This is a genomic window from Sphaerisporangium flaviroseum (genome assembly GCF_039537005.1).
In the GTDB taxonomy this organism is placed as follows: Bacteria; Actinomycetota; Actinomycetes; order Streptosporangiales; family Streptosporangiaceae; genus Sphaerisporangium; species Sphaerisporangium flaviroseum.
The window spans coordinates 497,373-516,049 of sequence record NZ_BAAAZR010000008.1; the positions used below are offsets into that span (position 1 = coordinate 497,373).

Genomic DNA, 18,677 nt, shown 5'->3' on the forward strand with positions numbered 1-18,677 from the left:
GGCGGTTGGGTCAGCGCGACAGGAACACCTCGCCGAGGTGCCACTCGAGGCCTTCGCGGTGGGGGCGGTCGATGCGGTGCTCGGGTACGGCTACGGGCTGCCCGGCTCGCTTGTAGAACTCCTCGCCGTTCCCGAACTCGTCTCGCAGACGTGGGCTGACGTGGAGGTGGTAGTCGGGGTCTACCGCCAGGTATCCGCGGTCGAACAGTGTGTGCACGTCCGAGCGGAGCAGCAGTCCGTTGTCGAGGCGGTGTTGGCCGCCGGCCGAGAGGGGGCGGATGTGGGCGGCCTGGAGGACGGGGCGGATCTTATCCCCGGTGATCGCGCATCGCCGGTGGTAGGCGCGCAGGACCACGGCCTGGAAAGACTGCTGGCCGAGACGGCGAGGGGCGAGGCGGGGGTCGCCGTACACCGGGCCGTCACGGTGCCACGGTTCCGACAGGTCGATTTCTACCGGGACTCCGAGCAGGCGTAAGAGAAGGTCCTGGAAGTAGTCGGCGCGGGGGTGGACCGCGAGGTCGTACCCCTTGCCTTGCACGATGTTGGGCGCGAAGTCCGGTGGGGGTCCGGCGGGATCGTCGAGCGGGAAGAAGCGTGTGTCGCGGACGAAGACGCAGCCGATCATCGGGTCCTCGCCTGGGGCGATCGGCTGGCTACGGTATTTGCCTATCCGCCGGCGCATCTCTTCCACGTCGGCCGCACCGTTGGCCTGTCCGAAGAACTCCCATGCCTCTGACACCCGGAGCTGGGCGAAGCCGCTGTAGAACCCGCCACCGATCACCCGGTTGTGCGGGTGGTGACTTTTGAAGAAGAAGGGTTCGCCGGGGCTGAGAACCCGGAACTCGCGCGCTCCGGAGGGCCGCCAGAAGTTCACTTCGGTCAACGTCGGGCGAGCAGCCAGGAAGCGGTACCACTCACCATCGGTCACCCCGACGTATGCCTTCATGCAGGGAATTGTCTATCTCGTTGATCGTCCCCGCCACTCGATCGCCCTAAAAGACCAATCCGCTGGCCGCGCCGGAGTCGGCTTCTTGCGGCACCGCATGTGTCGATGGGCCGCTCCGGACAGATTCTGCCGTGACCGAATCGGGGTGGCATTCGTATCCCGCCGCGACACCGCGGAGGTACGCGGCGGCGGCTTCTGCGCTGAAGTCGTCGAGTTCCCGGAGAGCATCGGTGATCGACTCTGCCGCTTCCTGGTAATCAGTTGTCGGCACAGACCTCAGGATCCACGACCGCGGCATGTCACGTCCGATCAGCTCGGCGAGCCGTCGTAGCCCCACCGGACCTATTCGCTCGACGGCGTCGATCGCGGCCGCCTCGAAGCGGCTCATGATCTGCGAAACGTCTGTCAGCACGGAATCTCCCTGCCAGAGCGCAAGACCGGGAATGTCGATCGGTAGAGCCCTGCGGAGCAGGTCAAAGTGTACTGGCTTCCATTCGAGGTATCCCGTCGTCCTACGGAGTGGCCCAAGCACCACCCATGTTGGTCGGCAATCTTGTGCCCTCCGTCCCTAGAGGCTCGCTTGCATCAGTTGGGGACCGAGGCCCTGATGGTCGCGCGGTAGTCGCCGAGCGCGGGGAGAGCGGCGCGTTTGTCGAGCGGGACGGTGTCGAGGACCATACGGGCGGTGTGCAAGATCATGCGGGAGCGGTAGGCGGGGTCGAGGTCGGCAATGACCTGTGTGGCGAGCTGCAGGGCTTCGTTGTGGCCGCCTTGCCTGCCGATACCGATCGCTTCATGGAGCTGGACGTTCGTACCGTTCTGGTAGGTGGGCGACGTGGTGAGAAGGCGGTCGCGGGCCTCACGTCCGGCCTCGGTTGCGCCATCGTAGGAGCGCACCCAGGAAGCGGTGAACCAGATCTCCGACGCCTTCCAGCCGTACTTCTCGCCCAGAACGTCGCGACCGGCCAGTTCGTGGAGGTGGTGGAGTCGTTCGCGGGCTTCCGGCTGCCTGCCGAGCGCCGCCAGCGCCTGGGCTTCGGCGCTTACAGCTTTGAGAAGGCCGGTGGTGACACGGCCTCCAGCAAGGGATTGAGCGTTGCGAGCCAAGATGAGGGCGGCCTCGGGCGAGCGTGGTGAGTAGAGAGCGAACACGGCCTCGGTTCCGCGGACCCAGACCTTCATGTCCGTGTCGCCGGAGGAGTCGGCGGAGTGGCGGGCGGTGGTCCACCAGCGGCGGGCCGCTCCGTACTCGCCGAGCCGGGTGAGAACGTTGGCGTGCAAGGCGGACAGCCAGGCCGCGGTTCGTTGCAGGTCGGCGGCGCGTTCTGGGGTCTCCCGCGCGAGCACTTGCTGAAGTGCCGCCAGGTCCAGTACGAGGTCGTCGCGGACCGTGGCGGGAGGGCGGGTGAGCACGGCGTGCAGATAGTCGGCGCATGTGAGCTGCCAGTCGTCGACGGTGAAGCTGTCGGCCGTGTTCAGAACCCGTTCGAGCATTTGGCGGACCGGCTCACCCGCACTGAACAGCGGGCTTTGGGCGAACAGGCCGAGCCCGGCCAACTGGAATAGCTCTCGACGTTCCACATCGTCTCCCTGGGGGAGTGCGCTGCTGCCGTTTTCACGGTAACCGGCAATAGTCCGGTTTGTCGCTGAGGCGAGCTCGTCGATAGTGCAATGCCCGAGCCGTTGCACCACCGGCCACAGCATTTTCAGCTGCCCGTCCGCGTGCAGGGCGTCATCGATCGCCTGAACGCGCCGACCGGACTCGGGGAGGCTTTCGCCGCGCTCGATCGATCCCAGCATCGAGGGTGAATAGTCCGTCCTCGCCGACAGTTGGGCGACGGTCAACGGCTCGCCGACCCGCAGCTCGTACGAATCGCGGAGATCGCGGATGAGCGCGCCGAAATAGTGGGCCATCGACTTGTACCGATCGGTGCTCTTGCGTGGGGCGGGCATGCCGAAAATCACCTCCGGGGGTTGCTGGAATCGCCAGCCGATCACCGAAGTGGATCAGCTCTTGCTCCGGACGCTGACTGGACGCCAGCCTCAATGTAACTCTAAATGATGGCTTGATTACAGAGCGCCAGTTCTGAAAGTCGGCCCCGATCCGATCGGGAGTGCGATCCATGCCGCACCGCGAACCCCCCACGAGCGGATGGCGCCGGGACCAGGAGGTCGCCCAATGACAGCTTCGAACGTGCGCGACCTCGGGTCTGGCCGCGCCGCCGGCAGGCGCCGTACGCCTGCCGGGCGACACCGCCACGGTCGGCCGGCCACCGAGCTGGGCCGACGGGAGTGGGACACCGCCCAGAAGGCCCGCGCCGCCCAACTCGACCTGCTCGAACCCGGCTGGCTGGTCCTGTACGGCCCGTACTACCGCCGCTTCTACGCCATCGCCCTCGTGAGCGTTGTCATCGAGCCGGTGGTCGAGGCGTCCGGCCCCGAGGAACTGCGCACCTTGATGCGCCTGGCGGAGGCGAACCCCGCCCCCATGAGCCGCGAGACACAGTTGGGAAGGCGTCTCGCCGAGGTCGGTCTTCCACATACCGCCGGCTTGGCCGAGGTGGCATGTACATATACCGGGCGGTTCGCTGACGCCGTACCTTCGCGGTCCGGCGGGAGGTGGCAGGCGTGACCGGAGTGCGGATGTTCGGGATGCCCGAGGACCGGGCTGAGAGCCACCGCCGCGCCCTCGGTTACCTGCGCAAGGAGCTGGAGTCCTACGACCTGCGCTGCCGCCCCGTCGAGCGTCTCCATCTCCCAATGCGCGGGTGGTACTACGAGCCGATCCTGCTGCCGCCGGAGATGGACGTGTACGGCGGTGGGCGCCTGATCGCGACTGTCACCGTGGTCGACGTGCCAGGCGGAGGCGGCGCCTGGTTCCTGGTCAAGGAACCAGGCGGCCTGCCCGTCGAGGCGCATAGCGTAGACGACTTCGACTCGGCCGCTCGTGATATCGCCGCCCGTCGCGAACGGACGGAACTCGAGCATGCCGACCATCCACTCCCTAGTGAGCCTGGCTTCGTGCGCCTGGAGGACGCGGACTCAAACCGGCCGGCGCCGGAGCGACGGGAGCATGCCTCCTCGGACGACCCCGGACAGTGAGGTCGAGGTCCGGGGGGCAGGTAGCGGAAACCGCCGCCCGCAGCGATGCCGGGGATCGGCATGTGCGGGCGGCATACGGTCAGCGTTTCCGGTCGGTTTGTTTTGGATGCCCCGTGCCGGCCCGTGTGATCCACAGGGTGCGGTGTTCGTCGTCAATGGCGTACCAGATGCGACCGCCTGAGGTTGCTTCGTACTGCCACTGCTCCAACGACTCGCTGCCTACCTTCACTGTGCCAAGGCCACCCTTCAGAGGATGTTGGCGGCTGTCCACGTGGCGTGGATCACTGGTGATCGCCACCCATGTTCGGTCGAGGTTCTCCAGCGCCTGGGGAGTAGCTGGTTCCAGCCCTCGGCTGCTCTGCGGTCGGCGAATCGTACGATCCAGGGCTTAGGGCGGGGAACATCCTGTCCCCGGCCGGTCATGCCGACTCGCCGAGAGGCCGTGGAACCTCCGCGCCATCGAGCTCCATCATTGCGACGGTGCTTACCGTGGCCGGAGGGTGGATTGTTTCCCCTTGGGCCAGACAGCTCCTATCGATCAGCTACCGGTGGCACCAACCAGTAAATGCCGGAACGCCCTGGGGTGCTCGTTGTAGTCCACCGGCAGGTCAACCTCTAGTGCGACTGAACCTTTCGCATCGCCGGTAGCTCGGCAGAACGCGAAAAGCGGAGCCTCAGATCAAGGCGCCGGTGAGCTGAGAGGTCTTCAGCGCCACCAGGATGATCAGGAGCAGGAGCATCCCTCCGGTTGTCGCAAGGTGCTGCTTGCGCGGCAGATGGGCAAGGCCCAGTGCGACCGCTCCGCCTGCCAGCAGGCCACCGAGATGGCCCTCCCAGGAGGAGATCCCTGCGGAGACCACCATCCAGACGAGGAACGTGACGATGAGCCGGGTCGCTCCGGCAGGGTCGTGGTTGAGCCGCCTGCTGAAGATGAAGTAGGCGGCGGCCAGCCCGAAGATCGCGCCGGAGGCGCCCACGGCGGCTTGGTCGGGCGAGATGAGGTAACCCAGGACCGAGCCTCCGAGCGCGGACAGCAGGTAGAGCGCGGTGAAACGCAGCCTGCCCAGCACCTGCTCGACCACCCGGCCGAGCGACCACAGCCAGTACATGTTGAAGATGATGTGCAGAATGCCGAAGCCGCCGGAAGTAGGCTCCAAGTGGAGGAACGCCGAGGTGATGAGGCGATACCACTCGCCGAAGGCGATCCCGACGGCTGGAGGTCTTCCCAGCCCTCGGTGTTGGGATCGAAGACGTACATCACGCCTTGGTCATCCCTCAGCCCGGTGCCCAGGTTGCTGAGCAAGTCGATGGCGTCCGGCCGCAGCAGCTCGCCGATGTAGGCGAGGACATTGAGCGCGATCAGCACGTAGGTCACGACCGGCACGGCGGACACCCTGCCGCCGAACGCCGTCCGGGCCTGCCGTACCGCCCTGTTGTCCTCGCGCACGCACTCCACGCACTGGTGCCCGACAGCGGCGTCCAGCATGCAATCCGGGCAGATGTACCGGTCGCACCGCGTACATCTGACGTAGGTCTCCTTCTTCGGATGCCGGTAACACACCGGAGCAGCCGATATCTGATCTTCCATGTATGGCGCCTTTGGGGGGTGTGGGGGATCGATGAGACTGCTGGAGTCCGGCGTCTCAGGAGCTGCCGGGATCCAGGCAGGATGCCGCGCCCGCCTGGACGAGCCCCATTGCATCATGATCAGGAGTCCATGCATGACACGGTGCCAAATCATGCGTGGAGAGTGCAGATGGATGTCGGGAGCTGTTCCGAAGTTCTGGCCTCTGCACACGAGTGCACCTCCGCATCGAAAGCAGTCGCGCGCGCCGCCGGCGACCCCCGGTTGCTGTGCCTGGCGCTCAACGCGCGCTACTGGGTGGCGTTCGTGCCCGGCCACCCAGACGGACTGGAGGCACTCGGGCAGGAGTTGCTGGCGGTCTCCGCCCGCGGCGGCCTGCTCGGCTACCAGCGGACCCGGTGAAGATTCGCGGTCACCGCACTACGCCTTGGGGCCCACTCGGCACGGTACTGTGACCCGCGTCCTGGCGCACCGCGTGCTGCAAGCCGCTGAGCAGGACGGGCATGTCGCATTCGGTATGCTCGCCGAGCCTTCCTCGAAGGCGTACCTCGTCCGTGACGTGAGCGTGAGCGTGGGACTCTCCGAGGGCGGTCGGCGGGGTCGTGTGCACTGATGGAGGCATGAGTGAGTCGTTGGGCTGAATTAACCGGTGGGGGATCGGGGCCGAAGTATGCCTCTCGCTTCGCGGAACTGGCAGCCGCTGGGGTCGACGTGCATGGTGAGGCCCGGCTGTGCGCGTCGCTGGTCCCTGTCGCTCGCGGATTCTGGACGCCGGCTGCGGCACGGGCCGGGTGGCGATCCGGCTGGCTGAGCTGGGGTACGAGTGCGTCGGCGTCGACCTGGACGCCTCCATGCTCGGTGAAGCGCGACGAAACGCGCCGGAGACGACCTGGATCGAAGCTGATCTCGCTGGCTTGACGGGTACGAACGACTTCGACCTGGTCGTCGCCGCGGGAAACGTCATCCCCCTGCTGGCACCGGGCACCGAACCCGCCGCGATCCACGCGCTGACGGCGGCCCTGCGCCCCGGCGGCCTACTGGTGACCGGTTTCGGGCTGGACGCCGCCCACCTGCCGGTTCCGCCCACCATCGATCTGGCGACCTACGACACCTGGTGCGAAACAACGGGCCTGACCCTCGAACACCGCTTCGCCACCTGGGACGCCACCCCCTTCGACGATGACGGCTACGCCGTCAGCATTCACCGTCGAACGTGGTGACATCGTTCTTGGACGGCGCTCCGGGCGTCGTGATTCCCAGCGTGGTATCACTACCGTCGTCAGGGTCGAGCACCGCTGCCGACGATCACATCCGCCACCGAGCAGAGCTTCCTTCGCAGAACGCGGTTGTCGCAGATCTCAGCCGTGACGCGAGCCGGGGCCCGCACCTCGAAGGTGCGGGCCCCGGCTGTGTGGCGTGCTGCGTCAGGCGGGAACGATGTTCTCGGCCTGCGGGCCCTTCTGGCCCTGGGTGACGTCGAAGGAAACCTTCTGGCCTTCCTGCAGCTCACGGAAGCCTTGGGCGGCGATGTTCGAGTAGTGGGCGAAGACGTCGGCGCCGCCGCCGTCCTGCTCGATGAAGCCGAAGCCCTTTTCCGCGTTGAACCACTTCACGGTTCCAGTCGCCATGTCAATCTCCTTTGAGTTAGAGGGCCGAACCGGAATCGGCACGGTGCCGGTTCCGTGTCGCCGTGATAAGCCCGTCCGGAGATGACCGGTAAAACAAAAAATGCACCCGACGTCACATTTACCGTCTGGTGCGCAAAAAGTTCACGGATACCACAACTGCAACTGCGACCAGCCTAGCGCATCATCTCCACGACAAGTCGCCGGAGGGGGATGCCGGCGTACAGGATCCGGCAGGGCGGAGTCCTGGAACGGGATGCCGATCCATACCCGGGCCGGCCGCGACTCGACACCCTCAGCGTCCGGCGAACCGGTCACTGCTCGGAAGCCGGCGGGTGTGAAGGCACGGGTCAGGTACGCAGGTCGGTGAGGAGTGAGGTGATCAGGCGTTCCTCCATCACCGAGACTCCCAGCGGTAGACGAGCAGCGCCACCACGATCAACACCGCGACGGTCGTGAGGACCAGCCCTATGTAGCCGGAGCCGCTCGTGGCCGGCACCGCAAGGGTCAGAGGGTCGGGTATGGAACGTTCCTTTCGGCCCAGCTGAGTGGCCGCGATAGAAGGAGGCGATCGGAGCGATGCAGAAAGTAGGGGAACACCTGGACCTTCCGGGCCAGCGGCCGTTCACCAAGTGGCGGATCAGGGTTACGCCCTGTTCCGAGCAGAGGTCGTCAAATGAGGCAGGATGGATACTTCAAGCACGGGGATAGACGTTGTGAATCCTAGTCACTGGCAATGCTCGAGTGCCAGTGAATTTGAGAAGGTTTGAGAGTCTTGTCGCTCCGACGGGCTGGGTGTGCCTGCCGAATCGGCGGGGCCACCGACGGGGCCTACCCGGAGCGCCGAGCTAGCTCCGCGCCTGGTTAGCCGCCGGGCTAGCTCCGCGCCCGGTTAGCCGCCGAGCCCTGCGTCGCGGGCGCGGGCGATGGCCTCGCCGCGGTGCCGGGCGCCCAGTTTGAGCAGCACGTTGGAGACGTGGTTCTGCACCGTCTTGATGCTGATGCCGAGCCGCAGCGCGATGGCCTCGTTGGTCAGGCCCGTGGCCATCCTTTCGAGTATGTCGGTCTCCCTCTCTGTGAGCTGCGGGAACGGGCTTGGCGCGGAGGCGGCGGCGAAGAAACGGTCGGCGATGACGGCGTCGAGGATGGCCTGGTCGGCGTGGACCGCTTCCAGGGCTCGCAGGATCTCCTCGGAGGAGGCGTCCTTGAGGACGTAACCACGGGCCCCGGCGCGCAGGGCCGTACGGACCAGGGCGTCGTCGGAGTGCATGGTGAGGACCAGGACCCGCACGTCGGGCGCCCGCCGCCGGATCTGGCTGGTCGCCTCCACCCCGCCGCCTCCGGGCATGTGCAGGTCCATCACGACGACGTCCGGCCGCTCCTCGGCCGCGGCCTCGACCGCGGAGGCGGTGTCCCATGCCTCCCTGACCACCTCCACGCCAGGGACGCTCTCGAGCAGCCGGCGCAACCCCATGCGGAAGACGGGATGGTCGTCGGCTACGACGACTCTCATGGCGACTCCAGCGGGAAGACGGCCGTGACGGTGGTCCCGCGGCCTGAGGCGATGTCGTGCGAGCCTTCGTGGCAGGGGCCGATGTCGTGCGAGCCCTTGTCGAAGGGGCCGGCGTCGAGCGAGCCGATGGCGTGCGAGCCTGCGTCGCAGGGGCCGATGTCGAAGGAGCCGCCGATCGAGGTCACCCGGCGGCGCATTGAGGAGATGCCCACTCCGGCGACGTACCCTCTGCCGATGCCCCTGCCGTCGTCGTGGATCTGGACCCTCAGGCTGTCGCGGGTCTGGCACAGGGTCACTTCGCAACGCTGCGCCCCGGCGTGCCGCTGGACGTTGGTGATGGCTTCGAGGATGACCAGGTACGCGGCCTCGGCGACAGCGGCGGGCAGCTCGTCCACCTGGGACACACGGTTGGTGATACGCGGTCCATCGGGGAGGGCGGCGCAGCGTTCCAGGTGCTCCTGTACGGCCGCGACCAGGCCGAGGTCGGCGAGGCGGCCGGGTTGCATGGCTTCGATGATGCGCCGCACCTCGCGGGTGGCCATCCGCACCTGGTCGCTGATGACGTTCAGCTCGCTCTCCGTCCGGCTTCCTGGCGCAAGGCCGCGGCGGATTCCGTCGAGCCCCAGCCCGGCGCCGGACAGCAGTGGGCCGAGGCCGTCGTGCAGATCCTGCCGCAGCCGTTTCCTCTCCTCGGCGGCGGAACGAATCGTCTGCTCCCGCGCCTGGTCGAGCTCGGCCGACAGGCGTGCCGCCGCGAGCGCGCCCGCGGCGTGGTGGCCGAGTTCGGCGATGAGCATCAGGTCCCTGTCGTTGTACGGCTCCCGCGCAGCTCGCGGGCCGATGAGCAGGGACCCGATCTGCTCGCCCTGGGCGACCAGCGGAACGGTTTGCGGCTCCTTGCCGGGCTTTCCGAACGTGGAGATCTCCTCGGGCACGCCGTTGTGGAGCAGTACGAGCGTGACACCCGGGCTGCGGAGCGCATCGGCGACCAGCGGGGTGGTCCTGCGCGCGATCTCCTCGACGGTGGCCGCCTGGCCGAGTTGCCGCCTCAGCTCCGCCAGCGCGTCCAGGGGCCGGTCGCGGTAGCCGTACAGGACGCCGCTCATCCTGCGCTGGAACAGCCGCCGCCCCGACTCGATCAGGGCGGCCGTGGCCGCGGCGGCGAGTAGGGCCACCTGAGGGGACACGGCTCTGCTGAGCGCGTTTCCCACCAGTGCGACCACGGCGAGGTAGCCGCAGAAGGCCAGGCCGGTGACCGCCAGGTAGACGAACGTGCGACGGATGACCAGGTCGATGCCGTACAGCCGGTACTTCAAGATGGCGAGCGCTATCGCCACCGTGGGCGCGACAGGGATGAGCAGGATCGCGCCCTGGCGAACATGATGGGGGAGAAGGTCGATGATGAGCTCGACGACGATCACGTATCCGGCGGCGTACAGCAGGAACTTGATCTGCTGGCGGGCGGTCGTCCCGGACCTGGCCCAGCGGACGACCAGGGAGGCGAGGCTGAGGACGGCGACGGCGACGAGGAACAGGCCGATTCCGTCGAACACCCCGTCGTGGGCCGCCGCCAGCGCGGCGACGGCCGTCGCGAGCGCGCCTGCCCAGACCACCGGCCACCAGCGCGGTGTGACCGGGCGTCCATCAGGGAACAGCGCGGGCAGCACGGTGAAGAAGGGGACGAAGAAGAGCACCCAGACCCAGTTCGTCACCGAGTTCGCGGCCGTCCATCCTGGCCAGTGGCTGAGGGCGTACCCCCACAGCAGCACCTCGGCGGCGGCGGCCGTGCCCATCACCAGCAGAATCAGGCCTACGCGGCTGCCCGCGCGCGACCTGATCAGAGCCCATCCCGCCAGCGTGTGCAGCACGGCCTGGGTGACGTGCTGAGCCAGGGCCCATTCCATGCCGGTCGCCCGGAGCACGAGGACGGCGCCGGCGATGGTGGCGAGCAGCGAGGCCGCTGTCACCATCACCGCCAGACGCCGTGCCGTCATCGCGCCGCCCTTCTTGTCATGCGTCAGCGTGCCTGGCTGATCTCGGGCGTGTCCAGCGGGACCCGGTGGCGGAAGCCGTACAGCATCAATCCGGTCCCGAACACCGCGAACGTCACGGCCGCGCCGTACGGCCAGACGACGTCGACCACCGGGCCCGCGATGAGCGCGGCACCCCACCAGCGCGCGCCCGTGTCGAGCAGGAAGGCCAGGCCCGTGACCAGCGCCCCCAGGTAGAAGACGTAGATCAGCAGCTCGAGGCTCATGACCCCCTCCGGCAGGTCGCCCCTGCCCAGCAGGCCACCCCAGACGATCGCGGATGTGGTGATCATCGCCCACATCAGCGGGGCCGACGTCAGCAGGACAGCGCCGACCCGGCCGAGGAGGCCCTCCCGGTCACGGCGGCGGGCCCACAGCGCGATGAAGGACAGGGGAACGAGCACCCAGTACCACTTGACGGTGAGCCCGCCTATCCACTGCTCGGGCTCCAGCCCGCCGGTGGCGGCGATGTGCGCGATGAGCGTGTAGTGCACGGCGAGCAGGATCGCACCCAGAAGGATCGCCCCGCCGACGACCTGGAGCGGGACGCGGGCCAGCCGGTTGATGAGATTTCGCATCGTTGCCTCCCTTGAATTGGCTGGCTCCAAGGCTGCGCGCACGCGTTCCCGGGACGCATCGGGCTGAACTCCCGTAGAGCCGGGAATCCTGGGTCTGATGCCGACGTCGTAGCTGTGAATGAAAGACACAGAGATAGTTCGGTTTTTCGGCGCTACAGAGGCACTTGCCCTAGTGTGGTGCTGCGCGCCTGAGGCTGGTGCCAAGGTACGGGGCGGGAGGGGCTCGATGACTCAGAACGGTGTGGCCGTTCATTCGACCGAGAATGGGGCGAGCGTGTCGGGGGAGGTGGTCGGGCGGGTGCTCGGGACGCAGGCGGCCTCGCCGCTGTCGTTCTGGGTCGGGCTCGAACCCGGCAGGGTCCTGCAGCTCGACGACGTCGTGGTGACCCGGCGAGAGGTGCCGGGGCATGGACCGGTCCTGGTGGCCGGAGTCGTCACCGGCGTCGAGGCCCGGCACGAGGGGGCCAGCTTCGACTCCGATGTGTTCCTCATCGCCGACGGCGCCCTGCCCGCCGCGGTCGTGGAGTGCGCGGAGGTCCGGGTCACCCGGGTCGAGCCGGAGGTCTTCGTGCCTCCGCTGCCCGGTTCGCCGGTCTACCGTGCCCAGGGAGACGACCGCGACCAGGCGTTGTACTTCGACGTCATGGACCGGAGAATCCCCATGGGGCTTGGTCGCGACGGCCAGCCGCTTTACGTCAACTTCGACTTCCTGGACGGCACGCGCGGCGCACACGTGTCGATCTCCGGAGTGTCCGGCGTGGCCACCAAGACCTCCTTCGCGACGTTCATGCTCTACTCGATCTTCAACTCCGGGGTGCTGGAGGTTGAGGCGGCCAACACCAAGGCGCTGATCTTCTCGGTCAAGGGCGAGGACCTGCTGTTCCTCGACCACGCCAACACTCGGCTGGACGACGCCGCCCGCCGTGCGTACGACCGGCTCCGGCTGCCGGCCCGGCCGTTCGGAAGCGTCCACGTGTTCGCGCCGCCGCGGCCCGGCGACTCCAACGGCGTGCCGCACGTCTCCGCCAGGACCCAGGGGGTCAGCTCGTTCTACTGGACGCTGGCGGAGTTCTGCGCCCAGGAACTGCTGCGGTTCGCGTTCGCTGACGCCGACGACGAGCGCGCGCAGTACTCCCTGCTCATCGGCCAGGTCGCTGCCAGGCTGCAGTCCTGGGCCCAGCGGGCGGACGACGCAGGCGCGGTCACGATCAGAGTCCCCGGGCAGGAGTCCGCGCCGACCTGCCGCACTTTCGCCGACCTGGTCGATTTCATCGGCGACCAACTCGCCGCCGAGGAGACGCGGACGACCTGGACGGGCTCGCCCACACCGATCGGCACCGTGAACGCGTTCCTGCGGCGGTTGCGGGGCGCCGTCCGGCCGCTGGCGCCGATCATCCGTGGTGACCTGCCACCTGGCCTTGAGCGCACGATCAGCACCTCCGACGCGCAGGTGTCCATCGTCGACCTGCACAACCTGCCCGAACGGGCCCAGCGGTTCGTGGTCGGCGTGGTCCTGCGCGGCGAGTTCGCCCGCAAGGAGAGCACCGGCACGGCCCGGCCGCTGCTGTTCGTGGTGCTCGACGAGCTGAACAAGTACGCCCCGCGTGACGGCGATTCACCGATCAAGGAGATCCTGCTCGACGTGGCCGAGCGGGGCCGTTCCCTCGGCGTCATCCTCATCGGCGCGCAGCAGACCGCCTCCGAGGTCGAGCGGCGCATCGTGGCCAACTGCGCGGTCCGGGTCGTCGGGCGGCTCGACTCAGCTGAGGCCGCCCGCTCAGAGTACGGCTGGCTGCCGCCGGCCGTACGAGAACGCGCGACGATCGCCAGGCCGGGCACCATGTTCGTCGCCCAGCCGGAGATCCCCGTGCCGCTCGCGGTGACCTTCCCGTTCCCCGCCTGGGCGACCCGCCCGTCGGAGGCGGCCGCCGCTCCGGCGCGTACGGCACGCGGAGCCGACCCCTTCGCCGGCCTGCCTGGTGCGGACGACGACATCCCCCCGTTCTAAGAGGCCGACGCGCCTCCGGAGCCGAACCCGATCCACCCGTTCCGAGACTTCCCCCGCTGTAGAAGGAACCGGATGAAGATTCTGCACACCGCCGACTGGCACGTCGGCAAGGTTCTCAAGGGCCGCCCCCGTATCGACGAGCACCATAAGGTGCTGCGGGAACTGGTCCAGCTCGCCCAAGCAGAAGACGTCGACGCCGTCATCGTTGCCGGGGACCTCTTCGACACCTCCGCACCGACGCCGGAGGCGCAGTCCATCGTGCTGAACGCGCTGATGGCGCTGCGCGAGGGCGGGCGCGAGGTCGTGGTGCTCGCCGGCAACCACGACAACCCACACCTACTGGAGGTGTACCGGCCGGTGCTCGGCAAGCTGGGCATCCGCATCGTGGGAACGTTCCGGCGACCGGAGCAGGGCGGCACACTGGCGTTCACGGCCCGTTCGGGCGAGCCCGTACGGCTCGCCGTACTTCCGTTCCTGTCCCACCGCTATGTGGTCCGCGCGGCCGAGGTCCTCGAGGGCACCACCGCCGAACACAATCGCGACTACGCGGCGCGCATCGGCGACCTGATCGGCGCGCTCACGGCGGGCTTCGCCGGTGACACCGTCAACCTCATCACCACCCATGGCACGCTGCCAAGCGGGAAGTTCGGCGGCGGCGAGCGCGAGGCGCAGTCCATCTTCTCCTATTACTTCGAGGTCACCGCCTTTCCCGCCTCCACCCAGTACGCCGCGCTCGGTCACCTGCACCGGCGCCAGCAGCTGCCGGGCCCGTGCCCCATCTGGTACAGCGGCTCGCCCATCGCCGTGGACTTCGGCGAGGAACGCAACAGCCCCGGCGCGCTGCTGGTCACCGTCGAACCCGGCCGGCCCGCAGTGGTCCGGGAGGTGACCTTCGCCTCGGCCCGCGACCTCGCCACGGTGCACGGCACGCTGGAGGAGCTGGAGGCCATGGCGGACGACCTCGCCGACACCTGGCTGCGGGTGATCGTGGAGGAGAGGCCTCGCCCCGGGATCGCCGAGACGGTACGCGAGATCCTGCCGGGCGCCCTGGAGGTCGGTATCGACGAGCGCTTCCGCCCAGTACGGCCTGGCCGAACGCAGACGACGGGCGTGGCACGCAGCCCCAGGGACCTGTTCCGCGGCTACCTGTCGGCCACCGGCCGGGGGGACGACCAGGTCGAGAAGTTGTTCAACCGGCTCTACGACGAGGTGACAGGCTGATGCGTCCACTCCGGTTGCACATCGAGAACTTCGGCAGCTTCCGTGAGCCGGTCACCGTCGATTTCGCCGACGTGGACTACTTCGCGCTTATCGGCCCGACCGGGGCGGGCAAGAGCACGGTCATCGACGCCATCTGCTTCGCCCTCTACGGCACCGTTCCACGGTGGAACAACGAGAACGCCATCGCGAGCGCCCTCGCGCCCTCGGCCAACGCCGGAAAGGTCGCGCTCGTCTTCGAGACCTCCGGCCGGCGCCACGCCGTGGTCCGAGCCCTGCGGCGCGACTCCAGAGGCCGGGTTCACACCAAGGAAGCCCGGATCGACGAGCTGGACCCCGCAGTCCCCGCCACGGCCGAGCTGGCCGACCTGCTGGAGGCGGTGATCCGGCCGGTCGCCGAGGGCGATGCCGTGAGGGCCGAGGTGCAGCGCATCACCGGGCTGGAGTACAAGTTCTTCACCCAGTGCGTCGTGCTCCCGCAGGGCAGGTTCGCCGAGTTCCTGCACGCCCAGCCACGCGAACGGCAGGATCTGCTGGTCCAGCTCCTCGGCGCCGAGGTCTACGACCGGATACGGGAGAGTGCCCGTCGAGAGGAAGGCGCGGCGAAGCAGAGCGCCACCTTCGCCCGCGAGCAGCTCGCCAAGCTGTCCGACGCCGACGAGGCGGCGGAGCGGGCGGCCGCCGGCCGGCTCTCCTCATTGCGTGCCTTCATGGTCAGGACCAGGGCGGATGTCGACTCCTTGCGCGCCCGCGATGAGACGGTGCACAAGCTCAAGGAGGAACGGAAGGCCGCGGCGGAGCGGCTCGCTCCGCTTGCCGCTCTTGCCATGCCCGGCGACGTACCCACCCTCGTTGAGACGCTGCGCCAGATCGACGACGAGGTGAAGGCGCAGTCCGGTGAGTTGTCCTGTCTGGAGGCTGAGGAACAGCGAGCCCACGAGGACCTGGCGGTGCTCGGTGACAAGGTCGCGCTTGCCGCCGACCTGGCGGCGTTCGACGAACACGATCAGCTGAGTGCCGACTCCGCCAAAGCGAACGCGGAAGCCGAACGCGTGCAGGCCGGGCTGAACCGTGTCGCAGCCGAAGCCGAGAAGGCGGCGACCGCTCTCGCCGACGCCGAGCAGGAGTGGAATCGGCTCCGCGACGCCCATACCGCCGCCGAACTGGCCCAGCGGCTCTCCGTGGGCGAGCCCTGTCCGACGTGCCTGCGTCCCGTCACCGAGCTTCCCCACCATCCCGCCCTCTCCGACCTCCAAACGGCCGAGCGGGCGGTCGTGGTGGTCAGGAAGGCGGCCGAACAGACTCGAACCCGGCTTGGCAAGGCCGAGACACAAGCCGCCGTGGTGACGCGCCGAGTCGACGAACTGGCCGAGCGACTCGCCGATTTGCCCGTCTGCGGGGATCGGGATGAAATCGAGTCTCGGCTGGCGGCGATTCAGCAGGCGGAGGCCGTGACCGCGCAGGCCAGAGAGGCCATGAAGGCCGCTGGTTCACGGCTGAGGCAGGTTCAGCGGCGAGCCGACGAGGCCAAGAGGAAGGCCGAGCAGTCCTGGCGAGACCTGGACGCCGCCCGCGACACGGTCGTCACCCTCGGCGCACCTCCCCTCGACCGCGACGACCTGCACCAGGCCTGGACGGAACTTCTCGCCTGGCGGGAGCGAGCCACCGCGAACGAGCGGTCGGCGATAGCCGTACAGGACAGAGAGCTGGCCCTGGTAGAGGTCCGGCGAGACGGGGAGCGTGCTGTGCTCCTCAGGCGGCTCGCCGACCACGAGATCGCCATGGAGTCCGACCCCACACCGGACGCGATCGCCGAGACCGTCGTCCGGGCGGTCACCCTCGCCGAAGCCCTGGTGCAGCGCGTCCGGGAGAATCGCAGGCTGGCCACGGAACTTACCGAACAGGCCACGGCGAAAGACCAGGAGGCACGGGTCGCCCACGAACTGGCGCAGCTGCTGCGTGCGGACGCGTTCGAGAGGTGGCTGTGCTTCGAGGCGCTGGAACTGCTGGTCGCCGCGGCCTCCGTCACCTTGCGGGAGCTGTCCGACGGCCAATACGAGCTGGCACTCGGCGACAAGAGCGAGATCGAGGTCATCGACTACGCCGAGGCGGGGATGCGGCGCAACGTGCGCACCCTGTCGGGCGGCGAGACCTTCCAGGCCGCGCTGGCCCTGGCGCTCGCCCTGTCCGAGCACGTGGCGGGGCTCGCGGCGACCACCGCCCGCAGCCTCGACTCACTCTTCCTCGACGAAGGCTTCGGCACTCTCGATCCGGCCACGCTGGACACAGTGGCCACGACGCTCGAGCGCCTGGCCTCGAGCCGGGACCGCATGGTGGGGGTGGTCACCCACGTGCCCGCGCTCGCCGACCGCGTGCCGGTACGATTCGAGATCACCCGTGACAGCAGGGGATCACACCTGCGGAAGGCGGCGCCATGACCATCACGGTCCCGAGGATGGAGTTCACCGTCGATGCCTGGGATCCCGGTTACGGCGCGGCGCTCGACCACGAGGCTCTCGGCGAACAGAAGATCACCACTGCCGAGCTCGACCTGGGCATCGAGGTCTCGGCCGCCGACTGGCGCCCCATCTCGCCTGGGCATAGCGCCGCGACCCCCGACGTCCTCCTGATCGCCGATGGTGTGCGCCGCATCGACGCCCGGGTCTGGAGCCATCAGCCCGATGACGCCGTGCCCCTGCCGGGCATCGCCGCGTCGTCCGCGGCCGGGATCGTTCGCTGCGTTCCCGGCGGCGGCACACCGGCGACCGTGGTAGCGGTCGAGGTGAGCCGGTCGGTGTTCAGCGCCTCGCTGGATGTGCCGGACATCGTGACCGCCGCCGCGACCTATCGGGGACGCCGGGCGTCAGGTGCCACGATGGAACAACTCTCCTTGGCTCTCCAGCAGCAGCTCGCGGAGCTCGAAGTGGACGTCGCGATCCGTTACCGGGCCGAGGCCGGCTCCGATGACCTGCTCCTGGTGGACGGACCGCTGCGTGGCCGTACCCACCTGCCCCGGACCGTCGGCTACATCAAGACGCACCACACGGCCTACCTGCCCGCGCCGCAGGTCGGCATCGTGTCGGCGCTGGCTCCGGGGCAGCGCACGCCGGTTTTCCTCATGGGCACCAGCTGGAGCCGGCACGCCTGGTACCTCCGGCTGCCCGTCCGGTCAGCGACTCCGTGGGCGGGGATCGTGCGGTGCGAGGCAGGTGCCGACCTGTTCGCGGATGAGGTGATCGCCCTTGCGGACGCCGTCACGCGCCTGCTGCCGTCCCTCGCCGGCGTCGACTACAAGGATCCGCGCGCTCCGCAGAACCTCGTGCCCATCGGCGGGCTGGAGAAGCTCCTCCGCCACCGGCTCGGTGACGCGCGCCTGCTGTACCGCTCGCTGCGCGTCGCCGCCACCCGCGACGGCGCGGCACCGTACGAACGTCCCTCTGTGTCCGTGTGAACCCTGTGGGGTCTCGCCGCTGTGGGGTCATGAATCTCACGGCGGCCCACGTCGACGGCAATCGTCGAGCCGGCGTTCCGACGCAGACTCCGCAGGGTCGGCACCCGGGCGGACTCGACGGACACGAACAATCGATCCGCTCGCGCGGCGCCGCGACGGAGTACTTCGCGCAGTCCTTCTGCTTCGCCCGCTTTGGGGTATGCGAGTCGGCTTCCCACCGCACGGTCGGCCTCGCCCCAAGGGGCCATCACCCTGCTACTGACCGTTAACGGCGTCTCCGCATATGGAAAACCGATGGAAGGCCCGGCGTAGCGCTTTGAGGTGCCAAGCCTTCCCGAGTTTACGAACCGTCGGATCTTTGCCAGATCCGTACGCTTTTATGACGCGTATTCTCTAAGACGGTTCTCGTGCCGAGTGGTTGCTTAAGTTTCAGCTTCACATAATGGGCATAGCCAACCGTCTTTGTGTATTTCGGCGAGTGCGGGCACTCTTGTGCCATAACTCCAATGATCACTCGCGTAGAGGATTCGGTTACTTCGGTGCCCGCCACTGGATCACATTTCGAATTACCCTTTCCTGGCGGTTCGGTAACCATTTCCACGGTCAGTGTCCGCTCATCTT

General features: G+C 68.1%; 16 protein-coding genes. 8 read left to right on the top strand and 8 right to left on the bottom strand.

Annotated features, from left to right (window positions below; translation table 11 throughout):
* Nucleotides 1–10: 10 nt before the first annotated feature.
* The 3 genes from ABD810_RS18515 to ABD810_RS18525 form a co-directional block, all read right to left on the bottom strand.
* Complete coding sequence (locus ABD810_RS18515; protein WP_344941260.1) at nucleotides 11–946, bottom strand: HNH endonuclease; 936 nt, start codon at nucleotides 944–946, stop codon at nucleotides 11–13.
* Nucleotides 947–992: 46 nt separating this feature from the next.
* Nucleotides 993–1,358 (bottom strand): hypothetical protein, encoded by a 366-nt coding sequence (locus ABD810_RS18520; protein WP_344941263.1) that lies wholly within the window; start codon nucleotides 1,356–1,358, stop codon nucleotides 993–995.
* A 173-nt stretch (nucleotides 1,359–1,531) separates the two neighbouring features.
* On the bottom strand, nucleotides 1,532–2,899 hold the full coding sequence (locus tag ABD810_RS18525; RefSeq protein WP_344941265.1) for a helix-turn-helix domain-containing protein: 1,368 nt from the start codon (nucleotides 2,897–2,899) through the stop codon (nucleotides 1,532–1,534).
* Nucleotides 2,900–3,125: 226 nt separating this feature from the next.
* Here ABD810_RS18525 and ABD810_RS18530 point away from each other — a divergent pair, with 226 nt between their 5' ends.
* Nucleotides 3,126–3,578, top strand: coding sequence for a hypothetical protein (locus tag ABD810_RS18530; protein ID WP_344941268.1), 453 nt, complete (start codon nucleotides 3,126–3,128; stop codon nucleotides 3,576–3,578).
* A complete protein-coding gene (locus ABD810_RS18535; protein WP_344941271.1) occupies nucleotides 3,575–4,048 on the top strand; it encodes a hypothetical protein in 474 nt (157 codons plus the stop codon). The genes ABD810_RS18530 and ABD810_RS18535 overlap by 4 nt, the downstream gene beginning before the upstream one ends.
* Nucleotides 4,049–4,722: 674 nt before the next feature.
* On the opposite strand, the gene ABD810_RS18540 is transcribed toward ABD810_RS18535, so the two are convergent.
* Complete coding sequence (locus tag ABD810_RS18540) at nucleotides 4,723–5,205, bottom strand: rhomboid family intramembrane serine protease (protein ID WP_344941274.1); 483 nt, start codon at nucleotides 5,203–5,205, stop codon at nucleotides 4,723–4,725.
* Between the two features lie 599 nt (nucleotides 5,206–5,804).
* On the opposite strand from ABD810_RS18540, the gene ABD810_RS18545 reads away from it, so the two are divergent.
* A complete protein-coding gene (locus tag ABD810_RS18545; RefSeq protein WP_344941277.1) occupies nucleotides 5,805–6,035 on the top strand; it encodes a hypothetical protein in 231 nt (76 codons plus the stop codon).
* 329 nt (nucleotides 6,036–6,364) lie between these two features.
* Nucleotides 6,365–6,853, top strand: coding sequence for a class I SAM-dependent DNA methyltransferase (locus ABD810_RS18550; RefSeq protein ID WP_344941282.1), 489 nt, complete (start codon nucleotides 6,365–6,367; stop codon nucleotides 6,851–6,853).
* A 204-nt stretch (nucleotides 6,854–7,057) separates the two neighbouring features.
* On the opposite strand, the gene ABD810_RS18555 is transcribed toward ABD810_RS18550, so the two are convergent.
* The 4 genes from ABD810_RS18555 to ABD810_RS18570 all read right to left on the bottom strand — a co-directional run bounded on the left by ABD810_RS18555 (nucleotide 7,058) and on the right by ABD810_RS18570 (nucleotide 11,379).
* A complete protein-coding gene (locus ABD810_RS18555) occupies nucleotides 7,058–7,261 on the bottom strand; it encodes a cold-shock protein (protein WP_034275260.1) in 204 nt (67 codons plus the stop codon).
* Between the two features lie 889 nt (nucleotides 7,262–8,150).
* Nucleotides 8,151–8,771 (bottom strand): response regulator transcription factor, encoded by a 621-nt coding sequence (locus ABD810_RS18560; RefSeq protein ID WP_344941289.1) that lies wholly within the window; start codon nucleotides 8,769–8,771, stop codon nucleotides 8,151–8,153.
* Nucleotides 8,768–10,765 carry a sensor histidine kinase gene (locus ABD810_RS18565; protein ID WP_344941291.1) on the bottom strand — a complete coding sequence of 666 codons (1,998 nt, stop codon included), beginning with the start codon at nucleotides 10,763–10,765 and terminating at the stop codon, nucleotides 8,768–8,770. The genes ABD810_RS18560 and ABD810_RS18565 overlap by 4 nt, the downstream gene beginning before the upstream one ends.
* 23 nt (nucleotides 10,766–10,788) lie before the next feature.
* Entirely contained in the window at nucleotides 10,789–11,379 is a 591-nt protein-coding gene (locus ABD810_RS18570; protein WP_344941295.1) for a hypothetical protein, read from the bottom strand.
* A 226-nt stretch (nucleotides 11,380–11,605) separates the two neighbouring features.
* Here ABD810_RS18570 and ABD810_RS18575 point away from each other — a divergent pair, with 226 nt between their 5' ends.
* From ABD810_RS18575 to ABD810_RS18590, 4 genes are all read left to right on the top strand, one after another.
* Nucleotides 11,606–13,387, top strand: coding sequence for an ATP-binding protein (locus ABD810_RS18575; protein ID WP_344941299.1), 1,782 nt, complete (start codon nucleotides 11,606–11,608; stop codon nucleotides 13,385–13,387).
* A gap of 72 nt (nucleotides 13,388–13,459) precedes the next feature.
* Nucleotides 13,460–14,608 carry an exonuclease SbcCD subunit D gene (locus ABD810_RS18580; protein ID WP_344941304.1) on the top strand — a complete coding sequence of 383 codons (1,149 nt, stop codon included), beginning with the start codon at nucleotides 13,460–13,462 and terminating at the stop codon, nucleotides 14,606–14,608.
* Complete coding sequence (locus ABD810_RS18585) at nucleotides 14,608–17,043, top strand: AAA family ATPase (RefSeq protein ID WP_344941309.1); 2,436 nt, start codon at nucleotides 14,608–14,610, stop codon at nucleotides 17,041–17,043. The genes ABD810_RS18580 and ABD810_RS18585 overlap by 1 nt, the downstream gene beginning before the upstream one ends.
* Entirely contained in the window at nucleotides 17,040–18,056 is a 1,017-nt protein-coding gene (locus ABD810_RS18590; RefSeq protein WP_344941314.1) for a hypothetical protein, read from the top strand. Before ABD810_RS18585 ends, ABD810_RS18590 begins: the two co-directional genes overlap by 4 nt.
* The last annotated feature ends 621 nt before the right edge of the window (nucleotides 18,057–18,677 follow it).

Coding starts and splice junctions, on each gene's coding strand:
- ABD810_RS18515 (WP_344941260.1), bottom strand. CDS start 946: ATGAAGGCATACGTCGGGGTGACCGATGGTGAGTGGTACCGCTTCCTG.
- ABD810_RS18525 (WP_344941265.1), bottom strand. CDS start 2,899: ATGCCCGCCCCACGCAAGAGCACCGATCGGTACAAGTCGATGGCCCAC.
- ABD810_RS18530 (WP_344941268.1), top strand. CDS start 3,126: ATGACAGCTTCGAACGTGCGCGACCTCGGGTCTGGCCGCGCCGCCGGC.
- ABD810_RS18545 (WP_344941277.1), top strand. CDS start 5,805: ATGGATGTCGGGAGCTGTTCCGAAGTTCTGGCCTCTGCACACGAGTGC.
- ABD810_RS18555 (WP_034275260.1), bottom strand. CDS start 7,261: ATGGCGACTGGAACCGTGAAGTGGTTCAACGCGGAAAAGGGCTTCGGC.
- ABD810_RS18560 (WP_344941289.1), bottom strand. CDS start 8,771: ATGAGAGTCGTCGTAGCCGACGACCATCCCGTCTTCCGCATGGGGTTG.
- ABD810_RS18565 (WP_344941291.1), bottom strand. CDS start 10,765: ATGACGGCACGGCGTCTGGCGGTGATGGTGACAGCGGCCTCGCTGCTC.
- ABD810_RS18570 (WP_344941295.1), bottom strand. CDS start 11,379: ATGCGAAATCTCATCAACCGGCTGGCCCGCGTCCCGCTCCAGGTCGTC.
- ABD810_RS18575 (WP_344941299.1), top strand. CDS start 11,606: ATGACTCAGAACGGTGTGGCCGTTCATTCGACCGAGAATGGGGCGAGC.
- ABD810_RS18580 (WP_344941304.1), top strand. CDS start 13,460: ATGAAGATTCTGCACACCGCCGACTGGCACGTCGGCAAGGTTCTCAAG.
- ABD810_RS18585 (WP_344941309.1), top strand. CDS start 14,608: ATGCGTCCACTCCGGTTGCACATCGAGAACTTCGGCAGCTTCCGTGAG.
- ABD810_RS18590 (WP_344941314.1), top strand. CDS start 17,040: ATGACCATCACGGTCCCGAGGATGGAGTTCACCGTCGATGCCTGGGAT.